This is a genomic window from Priestia sp. FSL W8-0524, from assembly GCF_038005965.1.
GTDB lineage: Bacteria > Bacillota > Bacilli > Bacillales > Bacillaceae_H > Priestia > Priestia zanthoxyli.
The window spans coordinates 841,209-857,458 of sequence record NZ_JBBOUG010000001.1 but is presented as its reverse complement, the minus strand read 5'-3'; the positions used below and the strand labels follow the sequence as shown (position 1 = coordinate 857,458).

At 36.9% G+C, this 16,250-nt stretch carries 14 protein-coding genes and 1 riboswitch; of the genes, 3 read left to right on the top strand and 11 right to left on the bottom strand.

Annotated elements, in window-relative coordinates:
• The first annotated feature begins 297 nt into the window (after positions 1 to 297).
• Both NST66_RS04230 and NST66_RS04225 read left to right on the top strand, forming a co-directional pair.
• Positions 298 to 633, top strand: a complete 336-nt coding sequence (locus NST66_RS04230) for a helix-turn-helix domain-containing protein (protein ID WP_340843111.1) — start codon at positions 298 to 300, stop codon at positions 631 to 633.
• A 111-nt stretch (positions 634 to 744) separates the two neighbouring features.
• A riboswitch (cyclic di-GMP riboswitch) is annotated at positions 745 to 831 on the top strand.
• A gap of 20 nt (positions 832 to 851) precedes the next feature.
• Positions 852 to 974, top strand: a complete 123-nt coding sequence (locus NST66_RS04225) for an anti-repressor SinI family protein (protein WP_340843110.1) — start codon at positions 852 to 854, stop codon at positions 972 to 974.
• 46 nt (positions 975 to 1,020) lie between these two features.
• On the opposite strand, the gene NST66_RS04220 is transcribed toward NST66_RS04225, so the two are convergent.
• Both NST66_RS04220 and NST66_RS04215 read right to left on the bottom strand, forming a co-directional pair.
• Positions 1,021 to 1,494, bottom strand: coding sequence for an SMI1/KNR4 family protein (locus NST66_RS04220; protein ID WP_340843109.1), 474 nt, complete (start codon positions 1,492 to 1,494; stop codon positions 1,021 to 1,023).
• On the bottom strand, positions 1,460 to 2,251 hold the full coding sequence (locus NST66_RS04215; RefSeq protein ID WP_340843108.1) for a histidinol-phosphatase HisJ family protein: 792 nt from the start codon (positions 2,249 to 2,251) through the stop codon (positions 1,460 to 1,462). Before NST66_RS04215 ends, NST66_RS04220 begins: the two co-directional genes overlap by 35 nt.
• A 264-nt stretch (positions 2,252 to 2,515) precedes the next feature.
• Here NST66_RS04215 and NST66_RS04210 point away from each other — a divergent pair, with 264 nt between their 5' ends.
• The gene (locus tag NST66_RS04210; protein ID WP_098248506.1) at positions 2,516 to 2,989 is read left to right on the top strand and encodes a zinc ribbon domain-containing protein; all 474 of its coding nucleotides are present in this window, start codon (positions 2,516 to 2,518) and stop codon (positions 2,987 to 2,989) included.
• A 30-nt stretch (positions 2,990 to 3,019) separates the two neighbouring features.
• Here the strand turns inward: NST66_RS04210 and NST66_RS04205 are convergent, their stop codons facing one another.
• The 9 genes from NST66_RS04205 to NST66_RS04170 all read right to left on the bottom strand — a co-directional run bounded on the left by NST66_RS04205 (position 3,020) and on the right by NST66_RS04170 (position 16,008).
• Complete coding sequence (locus NST66_RS04205; RefSeq protein WP_340843107.1) at positions 3,020 to 5,737, bottom strand: hypothetical protein; 2,718 nt, start codon at positions 5,735 to 5,737, stop codon at positions 3,020 to 3,022.
• 90 nt (positions 5,738 to 5,827) lie between these two features.
• Positions 5,828 to 6,106 (bottom strand): WXG100 family type VII secretion target, encoded by a 279-nt coding sequence (locus NST66_RS04200; RefSeq protein ID WP_340843106.1) that lies wholly within the window; start codon positions 6,104 to 6,106, stop codon positions 5,828 to 5,830.
• Between the two features lie 162 nt (positions 6,107 to 6,268).
• Complete coding sequence (essC, locus tag NST66_RS04195; protein ID WP_340843105.1) at positions 6,269 to 10,267, bottom strand: type VII secretion protein EssC; 3,999 nt, start codon at positions 10,265 to 10,267, stop codon at positions 6,269 to 6,271.
• A gap of 19 nt (positions 10,268 to 10,286) precedes the next feature.
• Positions 10,287 to 10,694 carry a hypothetical protein gene (locus tag NST66_RS04190; RefSeq protein WP_098248510.1) on the bottom strand — a complete coding sequence of 136 codons (408 nt, stop codon included), beginning with the start codon at positions 10,692 to 10,694 and terminating at the stop codon, positions 10,287 to 10,289.
• Between the two features lie 54 nt (positions 10,695 to 10,748).
• Positions 10,749 to 11,645: a PP2C family serine/threonine-protein phosphatase gene (locus NST66_RS04185; protein ID WP_340843103.1), complete on the bottom strand. Its 897-nt coding sequence runs from the start codon at positions 11,643 to 11,645 to the stop codon at positions 10,749 to 10,751.
• A gap of 21 nt (positions 11,646 to 11,666) precedes the next feature.
• Complete coding sequence (locus NST66_RS04180; protein ID WP_114894449.1) at positions 11,667 to 12,416, bottom strand: vWA domain-containing protein; 750 nt, start codon at positions 12,414 to 12,416, stop codon at positions 11,667 to 11,669.
• Positions 12,417 to 12,691: 275 nt separating this feature from the next.
• Positions 12,692 to 12,832 (bottom strand): glycoside hydrolase family 3 N-terminal domain-containing protein, encoded by a 141-nt coding sequence (locus tag NST66_RS29265; protein ID WP_445326386.1) that lies wholly within the window; start codon positions 12,830 to 12,832, stop codon positions 12,692 to 12,694.
• Between the two features lie 154 nt (positions 12,833 to 12,986).
• On the bottom strand, positions 12,987 to 13,844 hold the full coding sequence (locus NST66_RS04175; RefSeq protein ID WP_340843102.1) for a zinc ribbon domain-containing protein: 858 nt from the start codon (positions 13,842 to 13,844) through the stop codon (positions 12,987 to 12,989).
• A gap of 223 nt (positions 13,845 to 14,067) precedes the next feature.
• Entirely contained in the window at positions 14,068 to 16,008 is a 1,941-nt protein-coding gene (locus NST66_RS04170) for a zinc ribbon domain-containing protein (RefSeq protein WP_340843101.1), read from the bottom strand.
• Positions 16,009 to 16,250: the final 242 nt, after the last annotated feature.

Genomic DNA, 16,250 nt, shown 5'->3' with positions numbered 1-16,250 from the left:
CTTTTCGCTGATTTATCTCCTGCTTTCACTTTCACACTTCGTTATATCTATCGGTCATAGGGGTTGTTCTATCCATAGTACGTTTGTGAATTTTTATTTACATAAAACTTCATGCTTCGTTCAATCTTCGAAGGTCGAATGTCAGCATGTGAGCATTTTAAAACTAAAAAGGGATTTTGCACCCATGATATTCTTTATAAAGAACAAAATATTATTAATATTATATTTTGATATACACAAAACGCACGTTTATGCGTTATAATGAACAAAAATCCATAAGCAGAGGATGAACTGAATGTGATAGGGAAAAAGATTAAGAATTTGCGACTAAAAAAAGGCTATTCTATTACACGCTTAGCTGAAGAAGCCCATATTTCAAAATCGTATTTATCTCATTTAGAAAAAGGGTTAAATAATAATCCTTCCCTTCAAATGCTTGATAAAATCGCGTCTTCTCTTCATACAACAATTGATGAATTAATTGAAGGAGACATCAGCTGTCCGACTCTAACTTCAAAGCCAGCCCTCAATCAAGAGTGGCTTCATTTAATTGAACGAGCCATTCAAGACGGCATGACCAAAGAAGAATTTATTGAATTTCAGTATTATTTAAAGTTCCGTAAAACAAACTGATACGTCAATTAATTGACTTGTAATTTTTTTATGACTATCGACCTATTTCGACATCTTTTCCAAATATTATTTTGTAAAATAACTGTATGCTAAGAATACTATTACAAATTATCCAGATAAGGGCAAAACTATTGAAAAATAGTGACGCAAAGCCTCAGGTCTAAGGCCGCTTTTGGCTATGATAGCTGGGTTCCCTGGCAAAGGGTGGATGAATCGTAATGAAAAAAGAAAATGTACTGTCAATCGATCAAGAGTGGGTAAGTCTTATGAAAGCAGCTCGCACGCTGGGGCTGACTATTGAAGAAGTCCGGAGGTTTTTGTCGGAGCTCAAGCGGAACTAAATTAAAAAAGCACGCTCGAATCAGAGCGTGCTTTTTCCAGTTATTATTATTCTTCTAACATTTTCTCATAGAAATGAGCATCCTTATCAAGCTGTTCGAAAAACGCTTGAAGAGAGTCTGATATCCTTGTATCCATAAAGTACACTGGCGAAGCAGCCTCTGTGCTCCACCTTACTTCAAAATACAATCCTTCTACGACTTCAAAGAAAATAAAGCCTTCTCTTTCATCATACATATCTAAATCAGGATCATGCTCATAAAAGTCTTGGCGTAAATGCAAATCTACTGCGCTGTCTGGATCTATAATTCGCTGAAAAGCAGTTGTTTCATCCCTATTCGCAAAGCCATATCCTATTTCTACATAAAATTGACGGAGCTCTGCTGGAAATTTCGTTCCTAATCTTTGCTCTGCGGTTTCTACCTCTTTTTCTTTCAACGGAAGAAATTTATGCTTTTCATTATGAAGAAAGTTAAATACGCTCATATTAAATACGAATTCCTTTTGGCTTGCGTTGATCAAACGTATAAATCTCCGTAAATCCGCACTGTTTTGCCATTTCAACCGCTTCTTTCATATGTGCTCCTACGGTTTCTGCAAAGTGTGAATCAGATCCAATCGTTAAGATTTCTCCGCCTAAATCGCGGTACAGCCCAACAACTTCAAGTGCCGGCAATGCTTCACCAAGCTTCCCTCTTATGCCTGAAGTGTTAATTTCAATTCCAATATTGCAATCAATTGCTTTTTTCAAAATATCTGCCAGAATATCTTTGAATTGATGAAAGTCGTAAATACCGTATTGCTCAAACGCATAGCGCTTCATTAAATCTAAATGAGCCAATACATCAATGTCGGCGTCGCTTACTAGCTTATACATCTCGTTAAAATAAGCGCGGTAAATCGCTTCTTTGTCGTTGAGTTCTAAATGTTTGCGAAGCTTGATGTTATTAATGTTATGCACCGAACCTAAAATAAAATCAAAGTTCTCTTGCTTCATTGTTTTTTGATATTTTTCTTTTAAATAGTGCGGCTCACAAATTTCAATTCCTTTTTTAATCACTAGCTGATCTTGAAACTGATCTCTGCATTCCGCTAGTTCTCGTTCATATTTATCAAAATCCATATGACCGTACGTTGGCGCTAATGGATTTAATGAAAAGTGTTCGGTAAAACAAATTTCGTCTATGCCGTTTTTTACAGCTTGCTCGCACACTTCTTTCATGACTGCCTGTGAGTCGAATGAATTGTTCGTGTGATGATGGTAGTCTACTAGATACATAATTTAGTCACCTCTAACTTTATTATACACCTGATTGTTCACTCTGTATAAAGGCAAGGGTCACCTCGCATACCGTATAGGGAAACCATGCATTTTTATTCATTAGAAGATCATTTTACTTATACCTTATTACTTATTTTTATGGTAAAATATTCACTTGATGGTGGTTTTTTAACCACTTTTTACATACATCTAAGTAAAGTAATTCCTTTATATAGGTCATAACTAACTAAAGTGAATACCTTACAGTTGGGAGAGAGAAAAATGTCTAATGGTTTTTTAGATAAGCTGAAACAAGGAGCAACAGAGGCAAGCAAAAAAGCGCAGGTAACAATTGAAATTAACAAAATTCGTTCTCAGATTCAAGGGCACGAACAAACGATTCAAACTTCGTTACATGAAATTGGTAAACTCGTTTATTCATCCTTCGAACATGATAATTTTGCAGAAAACGAAAGTGAAATTTTTTCCTCCTGCCGTGATATTTCTTCCATTAAGAAAGATATTCTCATGCTTGAATACAAAATTAAAGAATTACGTGATGAGAAAGAATGTCCAACATGCTCCAGTATTTGTACGTCCGAAACCAAGTTTTGTTCAAACTGCGGTCACAGCTTTCAAGTCGAAGCTCCACCCACTCCTGAAGAAGAAGCCGCTATTAAGCACTGCACAAACTGCGGAACACAAAATGACGCTAAAGCCAAATTCTGCGGCGGATGCGGAAATCACTTCAGTTAAAAAGCCAACTATAAAAGTTGGCTTTTTACTTTATTTTTCTTTAATTACAAAATCTCTAAGCGTAAAATCAGTTGTCTTTTCATCGTTACCATCTACGCTGTTGTTTACTAAAGTTACCGTCAACAGCTTTCCATCTGCTGGAAACTCAAATGGAACTGGTACATCAGTCGCTGGATCAAACTCTTTTGTCTTTTCCACCACTTTTCCATCTACTTTAAATTCTAAATGAAATGGAATTCCTGAGTTAGAAATTAGGGTTCCTTTTGCTACACGGTCTTGGATACCAGAATCACTTAAGTCATAGGAAATATATTCTCCATTATTCCCACGGGTAATCGATATATCATGGTAGGATTCACTGAATTCCCAATCACCTTCTTCAGATGACGTGCCGTTTGCCCACAAACTTTCTTCTTTCTTTTCCGAATCTTTCACTTGTTCATTAATATTTAGAAGCACCTCTTGCAAAACAACACCAGTATTTTTAGCACTATTTCCACTAACGCTGTTATTAACAAGTTTGACTGTAAATATTTTTCCATCTACAGGAATGTTAAACGGAATAGGCGTACCATTCCCTTTTAGTTGCTTTGTCACAGCTACTCGCTTGTTGTCTACGTAAAATTCTAGTTTAAAAGGAATTCCTCCATTTGGAACAATTCCGCCCGTGACGAATCCTTTTTTAACACCAAACGATTCTAAATTATACGTAACATAGGAACTATTTTCTCCATTTGATAAGGTCACTGAATGATAAGAACTACTGCTGTCCCAATCTCCAGCAGAAGAATATACATTATCGCTCCAAAAACTTTCCATTTTCTTTGGTTCTTTTTGTTGATCGTAGCTGTAAAGATTAAATGTTAAATCATTCAAACTAATAGCCGTGGTTTTAGAACTATCTCCGCTTACACTTTTGTTTTTAACTTTAAATGTTAGGATACGACCTTTAGGCACATCGATGTCTAACGTTACGTTTTTGTCTTGACTGAGCTTTTTTGTTTTATAAATTACTTTAGAATCCACTATCACATCTATTTCGGCCGCAATTCCATCCGTTAAGGCAATATTTCCAGTTAACGTTGCTTTATTTGCTTGGTAACTAAGTAAATCATAGGATACGTATTCACCGTTACTGCCGCTAGTAAGGTAGACACTATGATTGCTTTCGCTTGTATCCCACTCACCGCTTTGCGCCATACGATCTTTTGACCACAGCGAAATTGTTTCTTTGCTTTCTTTTCCGCTGCTTGTTGCACTGCTTTGACTATCTGCCTCCGCATTAGCTCCTACTGTTGCTGTTGATCCTTTTGCTGTTTTAAAGAATGTTCCTACATAAGGCAAATCTTCTTTAAATTGATAGCTAACAAAACCTACTGCTGCCAATACTAATACTAAAACCGATAATATTTTAAACTTTTTAAACCTCTTCTTTTTCGGTTTTGTCTTTTCTGTATGATTTATCTCACCGCGATAATTAGACTGATTATGTACTTGATTCGCTGCTTGTTGTACACGAGGTTGAGATGGTACCGCTTCTTTTGGAGGCGCAGAACTTGTTGCCTGCGGCTGTTTGTTTGTTTGCTGATGTTCATTCATCTTTTGTTGAATCTGTTGAATTACAAGCTGTAATTCTTTATAGAGGGCATCATTTGGATTCAAGCGTTCGCATACCGTCTGATATAAATTCAAGGCACCTTTATAGTCTTTAATTCTTTCCAATTCGCCAGCTTTTTGTAGCAGTTCTTCTTGCCCTTCTTGAGTTCTAGCTACGCTTTCATTTTGATGCTGTTGCTTAGACTGATTAAAATTCCAACCTAGCGTTTGAGTTTTTACATTTTGAAGCCCTGCTAGCCATTCACTAAACTTTGGACATTCCGTTAATTCTGCACTTTGCCAAGCTTGAATGAATAACTGTGCTACTTCATTTCCCCACGTTTTGCTTAAAGAAGCAATCATCATTTCGTATCTAGCTGATTTAGTTTGAAGCTCTTGCGGGTCGAAAAAACTATCTCCGTACGAATGCTCTCGAATGTCTGCATCACACCATGCCAACATTTCAGAAAGTAAAATAGCGCCTGAAAAACGATCAGCTTCTGCACTCCAAAATCCTGTACGGATCGCTTTATGAACTGCATATCCCGGAGATCCCAAAGGCATAGCGTCAGGTGTTTCCATATTAGCTGAAAACATTTGCTCTAAATCAACGAGCTCCACTTTAGAAGAAGTATGAGAAGAGATTAAACCTGGTAGCATAATGTTAGGAGCTGATAAATCACAGTGAGCTAGCTGCTCTTTTTCCATACTTGTTAAAACGCCACCTAAAGACTTAGCTAGGTCTAGGCTTTCATTTTTTGTAATAATTTTTTTCTCTAGCATGACGTCAGCCCATGTCGGCCCTTCAATCCATGGCATAATTGCACTATAAAGCAAGTCTTCGTGTTCATTAACTAACTCATTATCTGTTTCAGGTATAACGACTGTTCGATTACTAACAGATAAGCCAGCGATGTGTTTATAGGTATTAAGCATACTTGCCTGTTTACTCATACCCCCTACTCGATATTTAGGTCTGAATACTTTTAAGGCAACAGGGTGTTCATTTTTATTTTCAGGGTTTAATTTATACACCACACCTTGCCTGCCCTCTTGTCCATAAGGAAAACCGGGAGCTGATGGATGTTCCGCCATTTTATAATTTGTACCTCGAAAGCGGATGCTTGCATTTACTTGTGGTTCAAAAGCCATTTATAAGCCTCCATTTTTTTATTTTTTCAGCTGTGATATGCAAGAAAAGAACCAGCACTCTTAGGAATACTGGCCTTATCTACAAATCTATTAACGTACGTTATCAGCTTGACGAAAGCGTTGCGCAATTTGTTTTAACTCTGTACTAACCTGCTCCAACAGCTGCGTGTACTGTTTCATTTTTTTCTTAGAATCTTCAAAGTCATGGAAAAAACGTTCTGATGTCATACCGTCCCATTGACTATTCATAGCAGATACCGTTTGAGATAATTTTGTGGATGCTTGTTGGTTTTGATCAGAAGCAGCCTTAAACTGTTTTGCTACCTTTTCTAATTCATCTGGTGATACTAATATGCGATTGCTCGCCATAATTCTTTCCTCCTATAAAAAAGCATTTTCTAGAAAATATATATTCATTTTATAATAATTCTATGTTACTAGTAAATACTTTTTTCACCATATATAACAATTTTATCTTCTATTACCACTCATTCAGTTTATGACTATTTTCTTATAGTTAATTCTCAAAAATTATCGTTGAGGAGAAACATTGTAGTTTAGTTGTTTCACCCACTTTTCAGGCGTATAACCATCTGAATAAGGGTACGCTATCTTCACTTTTTGGCTCTTACGCTTATAGAAATATCCTTCGCCGGCAGGCAGCTCTTGGTCAGATTCCTGATAAGGAACACGAATATTAAAAAGCTGAAGATCTGTACTATTTGTCGTACCAAGTAAAAAGCCACATCCTGCTTTACGAATATCAGCGACACCAGAATCATAGCTACTTGAGAGATAGTCTGCTTGACCGCCTATGATTAGATAGCAGTCTTTCCCTTTATTGTGATTGATAATCTTTAAAAGCAAATTCTCAATTTCATTATCAAATGAAGCTAAAGCTAGTAATTTATCAATCTTATCAATAATAATAACGATCTTTGGTACAGTGATTTCCGTACTCAAATCTGCCTGTTCCTCTTCTAAAAATGAAAGGTTCGTTACTCGTTTATCAAGTTCATCACTTATACCCTGTAGAATTCTTTCTACATTTTCTGCATGGTAGCCAATGTCTTTAACATGTGAAAGATTTCTATATGCCATAATTCCGTCTCGTGTCGGGTCAGCATCAATTAGGTATAAATGAAGCTCCTCAGGTGAAAGAGTAGAAGACATAGAAAGAAAAATCGTTTTCAACGCGCTCGTAATTCCACCTTCAATCCTTCCAGAAACAAGTGTTGTAGGGTTATCTTCAATTCGCAAATAGTATGGTTCAAGAGATTCAATTTGAAGCCCAACTGGAAATCCAGCTGAATGATTTGTACTACCAATTAAATGTGGTAATGAAATCTCAGGTTGTAACATCGGAACAGCAGGAGCCTCCATTCCAGTCCAAGTATTCCTTAGTTGTTGGATTTTCTCTCGCAGTAATTTTGTACGTTCTACTTCACTTTCTCCTTCCGTTGCGAGTGCCGTCTGAAATTGCAACGGAGGTATGGATCCTTTAGAAAATGCTCGACCTGCAGGAAGACGTGAAGGCACCTTATTTATTCTTCCTACAATAGAATGATAGTCACTTGAATCAGCTAATTCATATGCAACCCCAGAAGGAATATTACTGCGAATTTTCTCATAAAAGTCTGTTACTTTATTTGCTGTGATAACAAAATAGATACCTAAATTCGCGCCTTCACGAAGGATCATTTCTAGCTGCTCTTCTTGTTCTTCAAATGATTTTCTGAAAGTAGCATATCCATCTAGTAAAACGACTATAGCTGGAAGCTTCTCGTAACCTGATTGACGATAAGTCGCTAATGTTTTGGTACCAAGCTTAGAAAATAAATCTTTTCTTCTTGTTAATTCTTTAGACAGCATAATGAAAAAACGCTTCACTTTTTCATGCTCTTCCTCTTGCATGACGTCTCCCACATGTGGAAGCTTAGCAAAATCTCGAAGCATCTTGCCAAAGTCCAACATATACAAATGAAGATCTTCCGGAGAATGGGTAGAGGTCAGCGACAGCGTTAACGTCTGAAGGAAGGTTGTTTTCCCAGTTCCAGGCATTCCATAGATAGCCATATGACCTTCATTTAAATTTACTCTAAACGAATACTGCTTTTGATTTTCCACGTCGTCGATTTTTCCAATGACTGGACGAAGCCAATCATCGTTCGTTTCTGCTTTTCCATTTCCTTGTAGGTCAGCTAAGTATAATTCTTCAGGAAGCGGATCTTGCCACGGCCCTTGAAGAGAAGTAATTCCTTGCTCTATGGCTGCTTGCTGAATATATTCATTTAGAACATCTAGCTGCTTGCGCGTGGAGGTTGTGGCTTTTGCTACCACAGCTTTCTTTGTTCTTTCTCCACTTAACGCTACTTCAGCAATCTTAATTTCTTCTTGTCCCTTTTCCAGATACGGGGCTCCACTCCAAGCAGATTGAAACAACTCTAATACTTCATCACTACCTACTTGCAAGTAGCCTCGACCAGGTATATTAATACGAGCAGCATTTGGAATTTTTAACATATCTCTGCTGTCAGCATCATCTTGTACACGTAAACAAATGCGAAAACGTGAGTTACTCCAGATTTTATCATCTACTACTCCTGCTGGCTTTTGAGTAGCTAGTAGTAAATGCACTCCTAGCGTTCGTCCTACGGCTGCGATACTGATTAACTCATCCATAAATTCAGGCTGTTCTTTTTTTAACTGCGCAAATTCATCAATGACAATAAACAAATGCGGCAGCGGGTTTTGGATGCGTTCAGGTGATTGATAGTATTCATCAATATGCTGAAGGTTTCCGGCACGATTAAAAATTTGCTGACGTCTTACTAATTCTGCTTTTAAAGAAGTTTTTGCTCTTTCGATAATATTCTCATCTTCCAGGTTAGTAATGGTCGCAATGACGTGAGGCAATCCGCTAAACGTATTGGACATTCCTCCTCCTTTATAATCAATGAGCATAAAAGCCATTTCATGAGGATGGTAGTTAACCGCTAAAGAAGCAATAATTGTTTGAATAACTTCACTTTTTCCTGAACCAGTTGTTCCGGCCATTAATCCATGTGGACCATGTCCATTTTTCTCAATTTTGTCATGAATATTTAAGAGAACCTCTTTTCCTCCTGCTCGAAAACCAATAGGAACAGGAAAAGAAGTTGGATAGCGATTTTGCGCCCACCGTTCTTTCAGATTTAATTCTTCCATACGATTAATGTTAAATAAATCTAAAAGAGTGACCACCTTCGGTATAGCTTCAGCTGAAGATTGTTTTAAACGAATAGGTGCCATCATTCGTGCCATTTTCTCCGCTTCTTTCAACGAAAAAACATCCGGTTGAAACGAAACTTCTTGACGATCAAAGCTTTCTTTTCCCGTAGATAATGTCTGAATTAGCGTACCTTGATTTCCTGAAGCCTCAATAATTAACTGACACTGCATAGGCAGTGCTTCTTTTCGATCAGCAAATAAAAACGTACACGCTCCTACTGTATCTGCTTCTTTCAGTAACAGAGGAACTAACGGGTCTTCTTCTACAAAATGAGCAGCCGATAAGAAAAAAGTCCATATAGGCAGATTCTGCTGTTGTTTTCCTTCTGCATCTCTATAAATTTTCCTAATATTCAATTTACTAAAAAGCTGTTCAAACATCTTTGTTGCATTTTGCTGGTCCTTCGCTAAAAATCTACTTTCTTTCCCCTCATCCCACGTATGAGGAAGCCAACGCATCCAATCCCATTCTTTTTCATCTTCTTCTGGATAAAAAGAAGCAATTTTCACTTCATCGGGTGAATGATGTGTCACTAATTGCAGCGTAATCAACCGAACCATATTCATAATATCTTGCTTACTTCCTACGATTCCAACTACCTTACTTTCAAATAAAGGGAGCTGAATAGGTGAAGGGCCTATCGACTGATGATTGAAGGAAACTTCCTGAGCTTTTGAAATCAACGGATCAATTTCATATCCGTCTTCTATAGGAACATTAATATTTACTCGAAACGGCTGCTCTCCTTGACCAATTCGAAGATTTAAAAAATCATCACTTTCAGGTGAGCGTTCCCATAAAGAGCTTCTACGTTCTCTAATACGTCTCACACACTCATCAGGAGAGGGGTTAGTTGCTGATAATACTTTCATTTGCTGCTGCTGTAAATCTTTCAGCTCCCCCGTATGGTTTTGCAAGTGACCAAGATAAGTCGTTTCCCGTCGCTTCATTTCTTTTTTATACTGATACTTTAACCTTCCATACGAAAACATTGAGTAGAGAAATGAAAACACCATGGGTACACTCGATGCCATCATAAATAAAAGGTAGGTACTGGAAGAAGCGGTCTCCATTTTTTGCGAGATATAATAAAATAGCCCTACACTCAACGCAGTAGAAATTAAGGGAATAATCAATTGTTCCATAGACATAGAAGGCTTCTGCGGTTCAGCAGAAGGTCTATGTATCGTAATATCTTTTGTAAGTAACGTACGTTTTACACGAGGGGCCCGTTGAAAATACGGTGATTTATCAAGCATATTCTTCACTCCTTTAGGTTTATTCAATTACCTTCCACGCATTTTCTTCTTTTGGCTTCACTTCTTCTCTTATTCGTTCTAACGAATGTGTCCCCAGCTCTTCTTGCGCAAAAGCGTGAGTATTCTCTTCTTCGGCCGAAACAAATGACACTCTAGGTGCTGATAGTGTTCGACTATTCTTCACTAAACGAAGATATACACCATCCCATACTCCAACTTCATATAAACGATAATGATTGTCTACCTTTTGCCATTCTTCTTTATTTAATGAAAACTCTACGTTGTATAAATTTGCTTCAAGTGGATTACTAGATGGCATTTGTTCTATTAATTTTTCAACAAGATGCACGCACACCACATCGTTTGGTAGCTCTAAGTCTTTTTCCATCATATTTTCAGAAATAAATGTTACTAAAATATTTGTCACAATGTATTCTCCTTTCTCTGCTAATTTAATCTGTACTAAATGGAACCTGTGTTTTTATACAGTATCGTCTTCTCTTGTTAATTTACGTTGAAATAATAGCTTCAACGAATGGCTTTGTTCTTCTAGTACAGATTCATTGTTCCACCCAATCTCTAAAAATGTTAAATCATCACTTTCTGCTTTGCTATTTGCTTGTTGAATGATGTTTTTTAATTCCTCATTTTTGACAGGATAAGTGAAGTGGTCTAATTCAGAAAGTCCATCTGTATAAACTGTCAGTCTATCAATACAATTCTTTTCCAAAGCGTCCATAGTAAATACGTGAGGTTCCCCTCCGACTGGTCCTCTTTTTGTCGACCACCTCTGATTTGTCAAAAACGGCGCTTTCAGCAACTGAGAACGATCTTGATTTCCCCTCCACAATTTCACTTTAGAATCTCCTTGCCATGCTAAGAGGATCTTTGGCTCAGACTGTTGTACATTTAAAAAATCGATTCGTCCACAAACAAAAGTAGCTTCGCTTCCACGAGTTCTTTTTTCTTCCAACACTTCTTTATGAAAACCACCAATGCTAGGATCTAATGGAATGTTTTCAACTTCACTTGTAGCTTCAGGGATTAAGTCAGATAAAAATGTGGATAAGGCGCTTTGTAGTTCCAACTCATTCCATCCCTCTGGACTTTCCTGCCTCTCTAACCATTCACAAAGTTTCTCTCCTAAAAATGCAGCGGCTACGTCTCCGTGGAAAGATAAGCCCACTCCATCACATACAGCAAAAACAAATTGATCTTCTGAACAACGGTAAACGAGATAATCTTGACCTATTTCATTTTCTAACTGCGACTCAGCTGACCTCGCATAAGCATAGCGATACTGAAACCGACCTTTTTTCTTCATTTGTAGAGAGAGTTCTTGAAATTGATTCACTTGAAATTCTTCTCTATTTTTCACACCATCACCTCTTTAATTCGCTTAACGTATTGGTGTTGCTGAAGACATTTGGAAGCCTAATGACACTAGTTCAGGATTGGTTCCCGGAAGCAACATTTTAGCTCCTTGCTGAATCGAATACCCTTCGTCTATCATTAATTCTCGGTAGCTCTCTGGAATAGGAGATGACATCCTCTTTAATTTATTAGCGTAATCTTCTTTTAACACGTCCTCTGACATAATCCCCGTCCATTTTTTCACGTCCGCAATGGGGGCATCTACTACATCGTCAGATATAAAAATATTTTCAACTAGAACAGGTCCGTCGTTAACTCTCATATTCATAATTCGATTCACCACAGGCTCTGGATCTTCTCCCGTGTACTCGCCGTCCGTCATATGAAAAATAAGCGGCGCTGGACAATCTTTTATATAAGACAATTCTTCTTTTAATTTTCGTTCTACTACGGAAAAAGCTCGAGCCGTATCGGTTAATCTTTCTGTCCGCAGCTTCACATCACTTTTTCTAGCTAATTCATCAATGCCTTTTGTACCATCTAATACATCATAGACATGATCACTATAAGCAAAAATAGAAATGCGATACCTCGGAGAAACTCTACTTCCCTTTGTTGAACGAAAGACCATTTGACGAATGGCTTTATTGAGCGCAGCTTCGACTATTTCAATTCGTGTTTTGTCTCCCATTTGGATATTCATTGATGCACTCACATCAATTAAATAAATAATATAGGCAGGCGTTTGCTGCGTGGCTTGTACAGTATAATTCATTCCATTCACCCCATATAAATCAGATATAAAACATGGCTAACCTTTTATGCAAAAAAGGTTAGCCTGTTATCTAAACGAAAAATGTCTTAAGACGCTTGTTTTCCAACCTGCTGTTGAGCCTTTGTAGGATTAACGTGAAGCGGTATATCTTGCTTTAATTTATAAATTAAAATTCATTTCTCATTAATTTGGTGATTTTTTACTACTTTTAAAATACCGTTTTTTTTCTTAATTTTTAAGGGTATAGCAAACTAATAGTATGTCCGCTCCCTCCCCTATACGGTCTTTATTCTTAGATTCTCATACGTAAAATGCTTGCTTACCCTTCCCATTTCTAAATCATCTGTCACCACAATTCCTTTATATCCAAGCTCGTCGCGCAATAAATTCTGGATAATAATTGGTGAAACGCTCACTTGATTTTTTTATCGTAAGCCGGGTATTTGATATGGGTATTTTTGCAATAGCACACTAACCGTTCATTCCTATTCTATTTTTTCTATGTTGAAAGAGGCATCGTTGCGAAAACGATGCCTCTTTCACCTACATTGAATCGCATTTTTATTGCACTTACCACGAATCTTTAATGGCATCTCCAACCGCATACCCAATAATTTCTTTCATTTCATCAAGCATACTTCCTCCTACCATATACAATACAATGACCATCGCGATATACGTCACAAGAGCACCGTAAAGACCATCAATGCCTCCAAACGAATTCTTTTTAAAACTTGCGATGGTTAAAGGTACCGCAATAAACAATCCAAGTAATCCTAGTAACACAAAATATAAGAATAGTTCTGATTTAATAATGGCTAATACAACACCTAAAAGGAAAATAGCCGTAGGGACAATTAAGAATGTTCCAAAGCGAGCGAAAAAATCTTGCAATGAGATTGTTTGTTTGCTCAACTTAACCATTGCAAAAGCAACTAATCCAATAACAGCTAAACCTAATAAAAGATAAAAGCTATTTTTAATTACGATATCTACAAAACTCAGATCCATGTAATCTTCTAAACTTTTTGCATCAAAATCTCCCAAGCCAAAGTCGTGTAGCGTATCCCATACACCTAGCGTTCCTTCTTTCATGGCAGTTATAAATTTATCTACAATAACTTCCCATCCAAAAAACAACATAAGAGGGATACTAATTGCATACAAAAAGAGAGTAATCAAGCCGTTTATAAACTGCTCTCCTCGTACTTCTTGTGCAACAGCAGTTGGACTCTTAATTCCTTGCATAAAATAACCTAAGTATAATTTCGAAATATGTTTTGCATTTTCCACATGTTGATTTGGCTGAGCCGGCTGTGAAACTGCGCTTTGCTGAGATTGAGCATATGTATTAGACAATTGAGATTCATTTGTTGCTGCGACTTGGTTTGCAGTACTCTCCTCTCCTAGCTTCGCTCCACATTTCACACAAAATTTTCCACCTTCATTTAGGTGTCCACAATTTAAACACTGCAATTGTTTATCCTCCTATATTTTTTACTAATAGGAATATTAGACGAGTCTAATATTCCTATTTTTACATCCTTTAGAATTATACACTAACTTCACTAAATTAGGACTAAATATTTAATTATTTACAAAAAATATTTTTATAGACTCCAAAATACTTATTTTAACCCCATAAAATTCTTTATTTCACTTCGGTGGAACTAATTAATTCATTTACAGCCAATTTCCCCGACGATAAATATTTTACTGTGTGAATACTATTGAAGGTCTTGTTTTTCAAACTACCATCATCGTATCTAATATCGTATTCTTCATTTGTAAATACTTTAAACGTGTTATCATCTACTTTTTCGATATCCGTGACTTTAAAATTTAATAAATCCTCTGTAATATTCTTTTTATTCAGATAAGCTGTATAGTCTTTTTGCTCTTTATACTTCTTTCCGTTTGGATCAATATACGGTTCTGCATACGAAAAGTCTTCTAGATTAATAGAATCAATCGTGGCATTCATATATTCCTCCATAAACGACGAAATATCACTTTCCGTAACTTCACTGGTGCTATTATCTTCGTTGTCAGCTTGACTATCGTCTTCTTCATCACCAGCTTCATTTGAAGACTTCTCTTCACTAGAAGAAGCTGATTCTTGTTTCCACTTTGTTTGATATATAGCTGGTTTATTCTCTTTCATCTCTTTTGTATTGTCTGAAAGCTCTTCATCAGAAGGTTCTACATTGTCTATCAACCATTTTTTTTGTTTTTCATCATAAATTAGCTGATATTCCATCACTTCTTCTGTTTGTTCTAAGCTGGGTGTTTCACCTGCCATATATGTATCGGAATTATGTGATTCTTCTCCATAAATTGTTGCCATCCACTGTCCGTCGTCTGTATAGTCAAGGTTTGTGGAATCCAAATCAAAAGTCGTTCCTAAGTATTGATCTTTCAGATAAGTACCATACGTCTTAAAATCTGCAATTACGTCGTTCACTGTTCCCTTATATTCAGGTGTAACATTTTGCAACTTACTTGTTGTACCTTCTGTATAAGAACTTAATAAATTTTTTGTCTCGGGCACAATGGTATTAATCAACATGTCTTGCAACTCTTTACTTTGTCCTAGATCATATACCATTTCATTGCTATCGATAGCTACTTTATTGGTCGTCACCTTTCCCCAAGGTAATTCAGCAGACACCTGCATATCCATAGAACCATCCGTTACGACCGGGCCAAATGAAGAAGTTTTAAACGGATTAATACCCACGTCTTTTCCATCAATAAGCAGCTTCGCTTTCATATCTGTATCATCAATTCCTAAATCTATACTTACTTCTTCACCATTTAAATCGAGAGAAACGTTTTCTTTTCCGTCCGGACTTGTAAACGTTACGTTTTCTTTACTAACTAAATCCACAAAATCTGTTTTTAGTTTTCCTTTTATCGTATATGTACCTGGCAGATACGGCCCGTACGTTTTCTTAAAATCTTCAGACGTAGCCGTTCCTATTTTTTTATCATCTAAATAAATATCCGTACCTTTATAATCTGTTCCAACTGTGACATAAACAGGCATGACATTAAGCTCATAGTTATCGAATAAAAAAGCTTTTTTACCGTTCTTCTCTAAATTAACAAGCTGCCCTAATTCGTCAGTCGCTTCACCAGAAGCAGTCATCGCCGCCTTACTACTTCTTTGGTCAAGGTACTGAGACTGAGACTTTAACACTCCAATTAAATCTTTTCGATCATCCGGATGCTTTTTATAATAGTTCATAAAACCCTTTACGTTATCTTTTGTTACTTTTAAAGAAGAATCAACAGGATGCAACATAGAAGCTACTTTCCCTTCATCTCCATTATTTAAAGCGGTTTCGAATTGTTCAATCATTCGGTCTTTGTCCGTCAGAAACTCGCCGGTTTTATAGCCACCAAACAGCAGCACAGCTACCGCTCCAACTGTAATAAAACCTGCTTTTTTCTTTTTCGACATCTTCTTTCTAGACTCTTCCAAATCATTCCTTTTACTTACTTCTTCTGTTTGAACTGGTGTCCCACATTCATTACAAAACTGCATACCCGGCTGCAGCTTTGAGCCGCATTCCTTACAAAATGACATCGATATCCCTCCTTGTTTTCCACATAACTAAAGACTCACAAACCATTAAGTCTTTAGTTATATTATTTTTCCTTATAATAACATAAAAACTTATTCTTTCTTATAAAATTTCATTTTTATCCCAAAAAGAAAAAGTGTACGATTATCTCCATGCTCGCAGAAAAGAGGACCTTCCAGCTATGGCTGAACTAAAGGACAATCATGATTTTGAAAAAGCCCCTCAAATATTTCAAGTAACTGTA

Coding starts and splice junctions, on each gene's coding strand:
- NST66_RS04215 (WP_340843108.1), bottom strand. CDS start 2,251: ATGTATCTAGTAGACTACCATCATCACACGAACAATTCATTCGACTCA.
- NST66_RS04210 (WP_098248506.1), top strand. CDS start 2,516: ATGTCTAATGGTTTTTTAGATAAGCTGAAACAAGGAGCAACAGAGGCA.
- NST66_RS04180 (WP_114894449.1), bottom strand. CDS start 12,416: ATGAATTATACTGTACAAGCCACGCAGCAAACGCCTGCCTATATTATT.
- essC (WP_340843105.1), bottom strand. CDS start 10,267: ATGCTTGATAAATCACCGTATTTTCAACGGGCCCCTCGTGTAAAACGT.
- NST66_RS04200 (WP_340843106.1), bottom strand. CDS start 6,106: ATGGCGAGCAATCGCATATTAGTATCACCAGATGAATTAGAAAAGGTA.
- NST66_RS04170 (WP_340843101.1), bottom strand. CDS start 16,008: ATGTCATTTTGTAAGGAATGCGGCTCAAAGCTGCAGCCGGGTATGCAG.
- NST66_RS04225 (WP_340843110.1), top strand. CDS start 852: ATGAAAAAAGAAAATGTACTGTCAATCGATCAAGAGTGGGTAAGTCTT.
- NST66_RS04205 (WP_340843107.1), bottom strand. CDS start 5,737: ATGGCTTTTGAACCACAAGTAAATGCAAGCATCCGCTTTCGAGGTACA.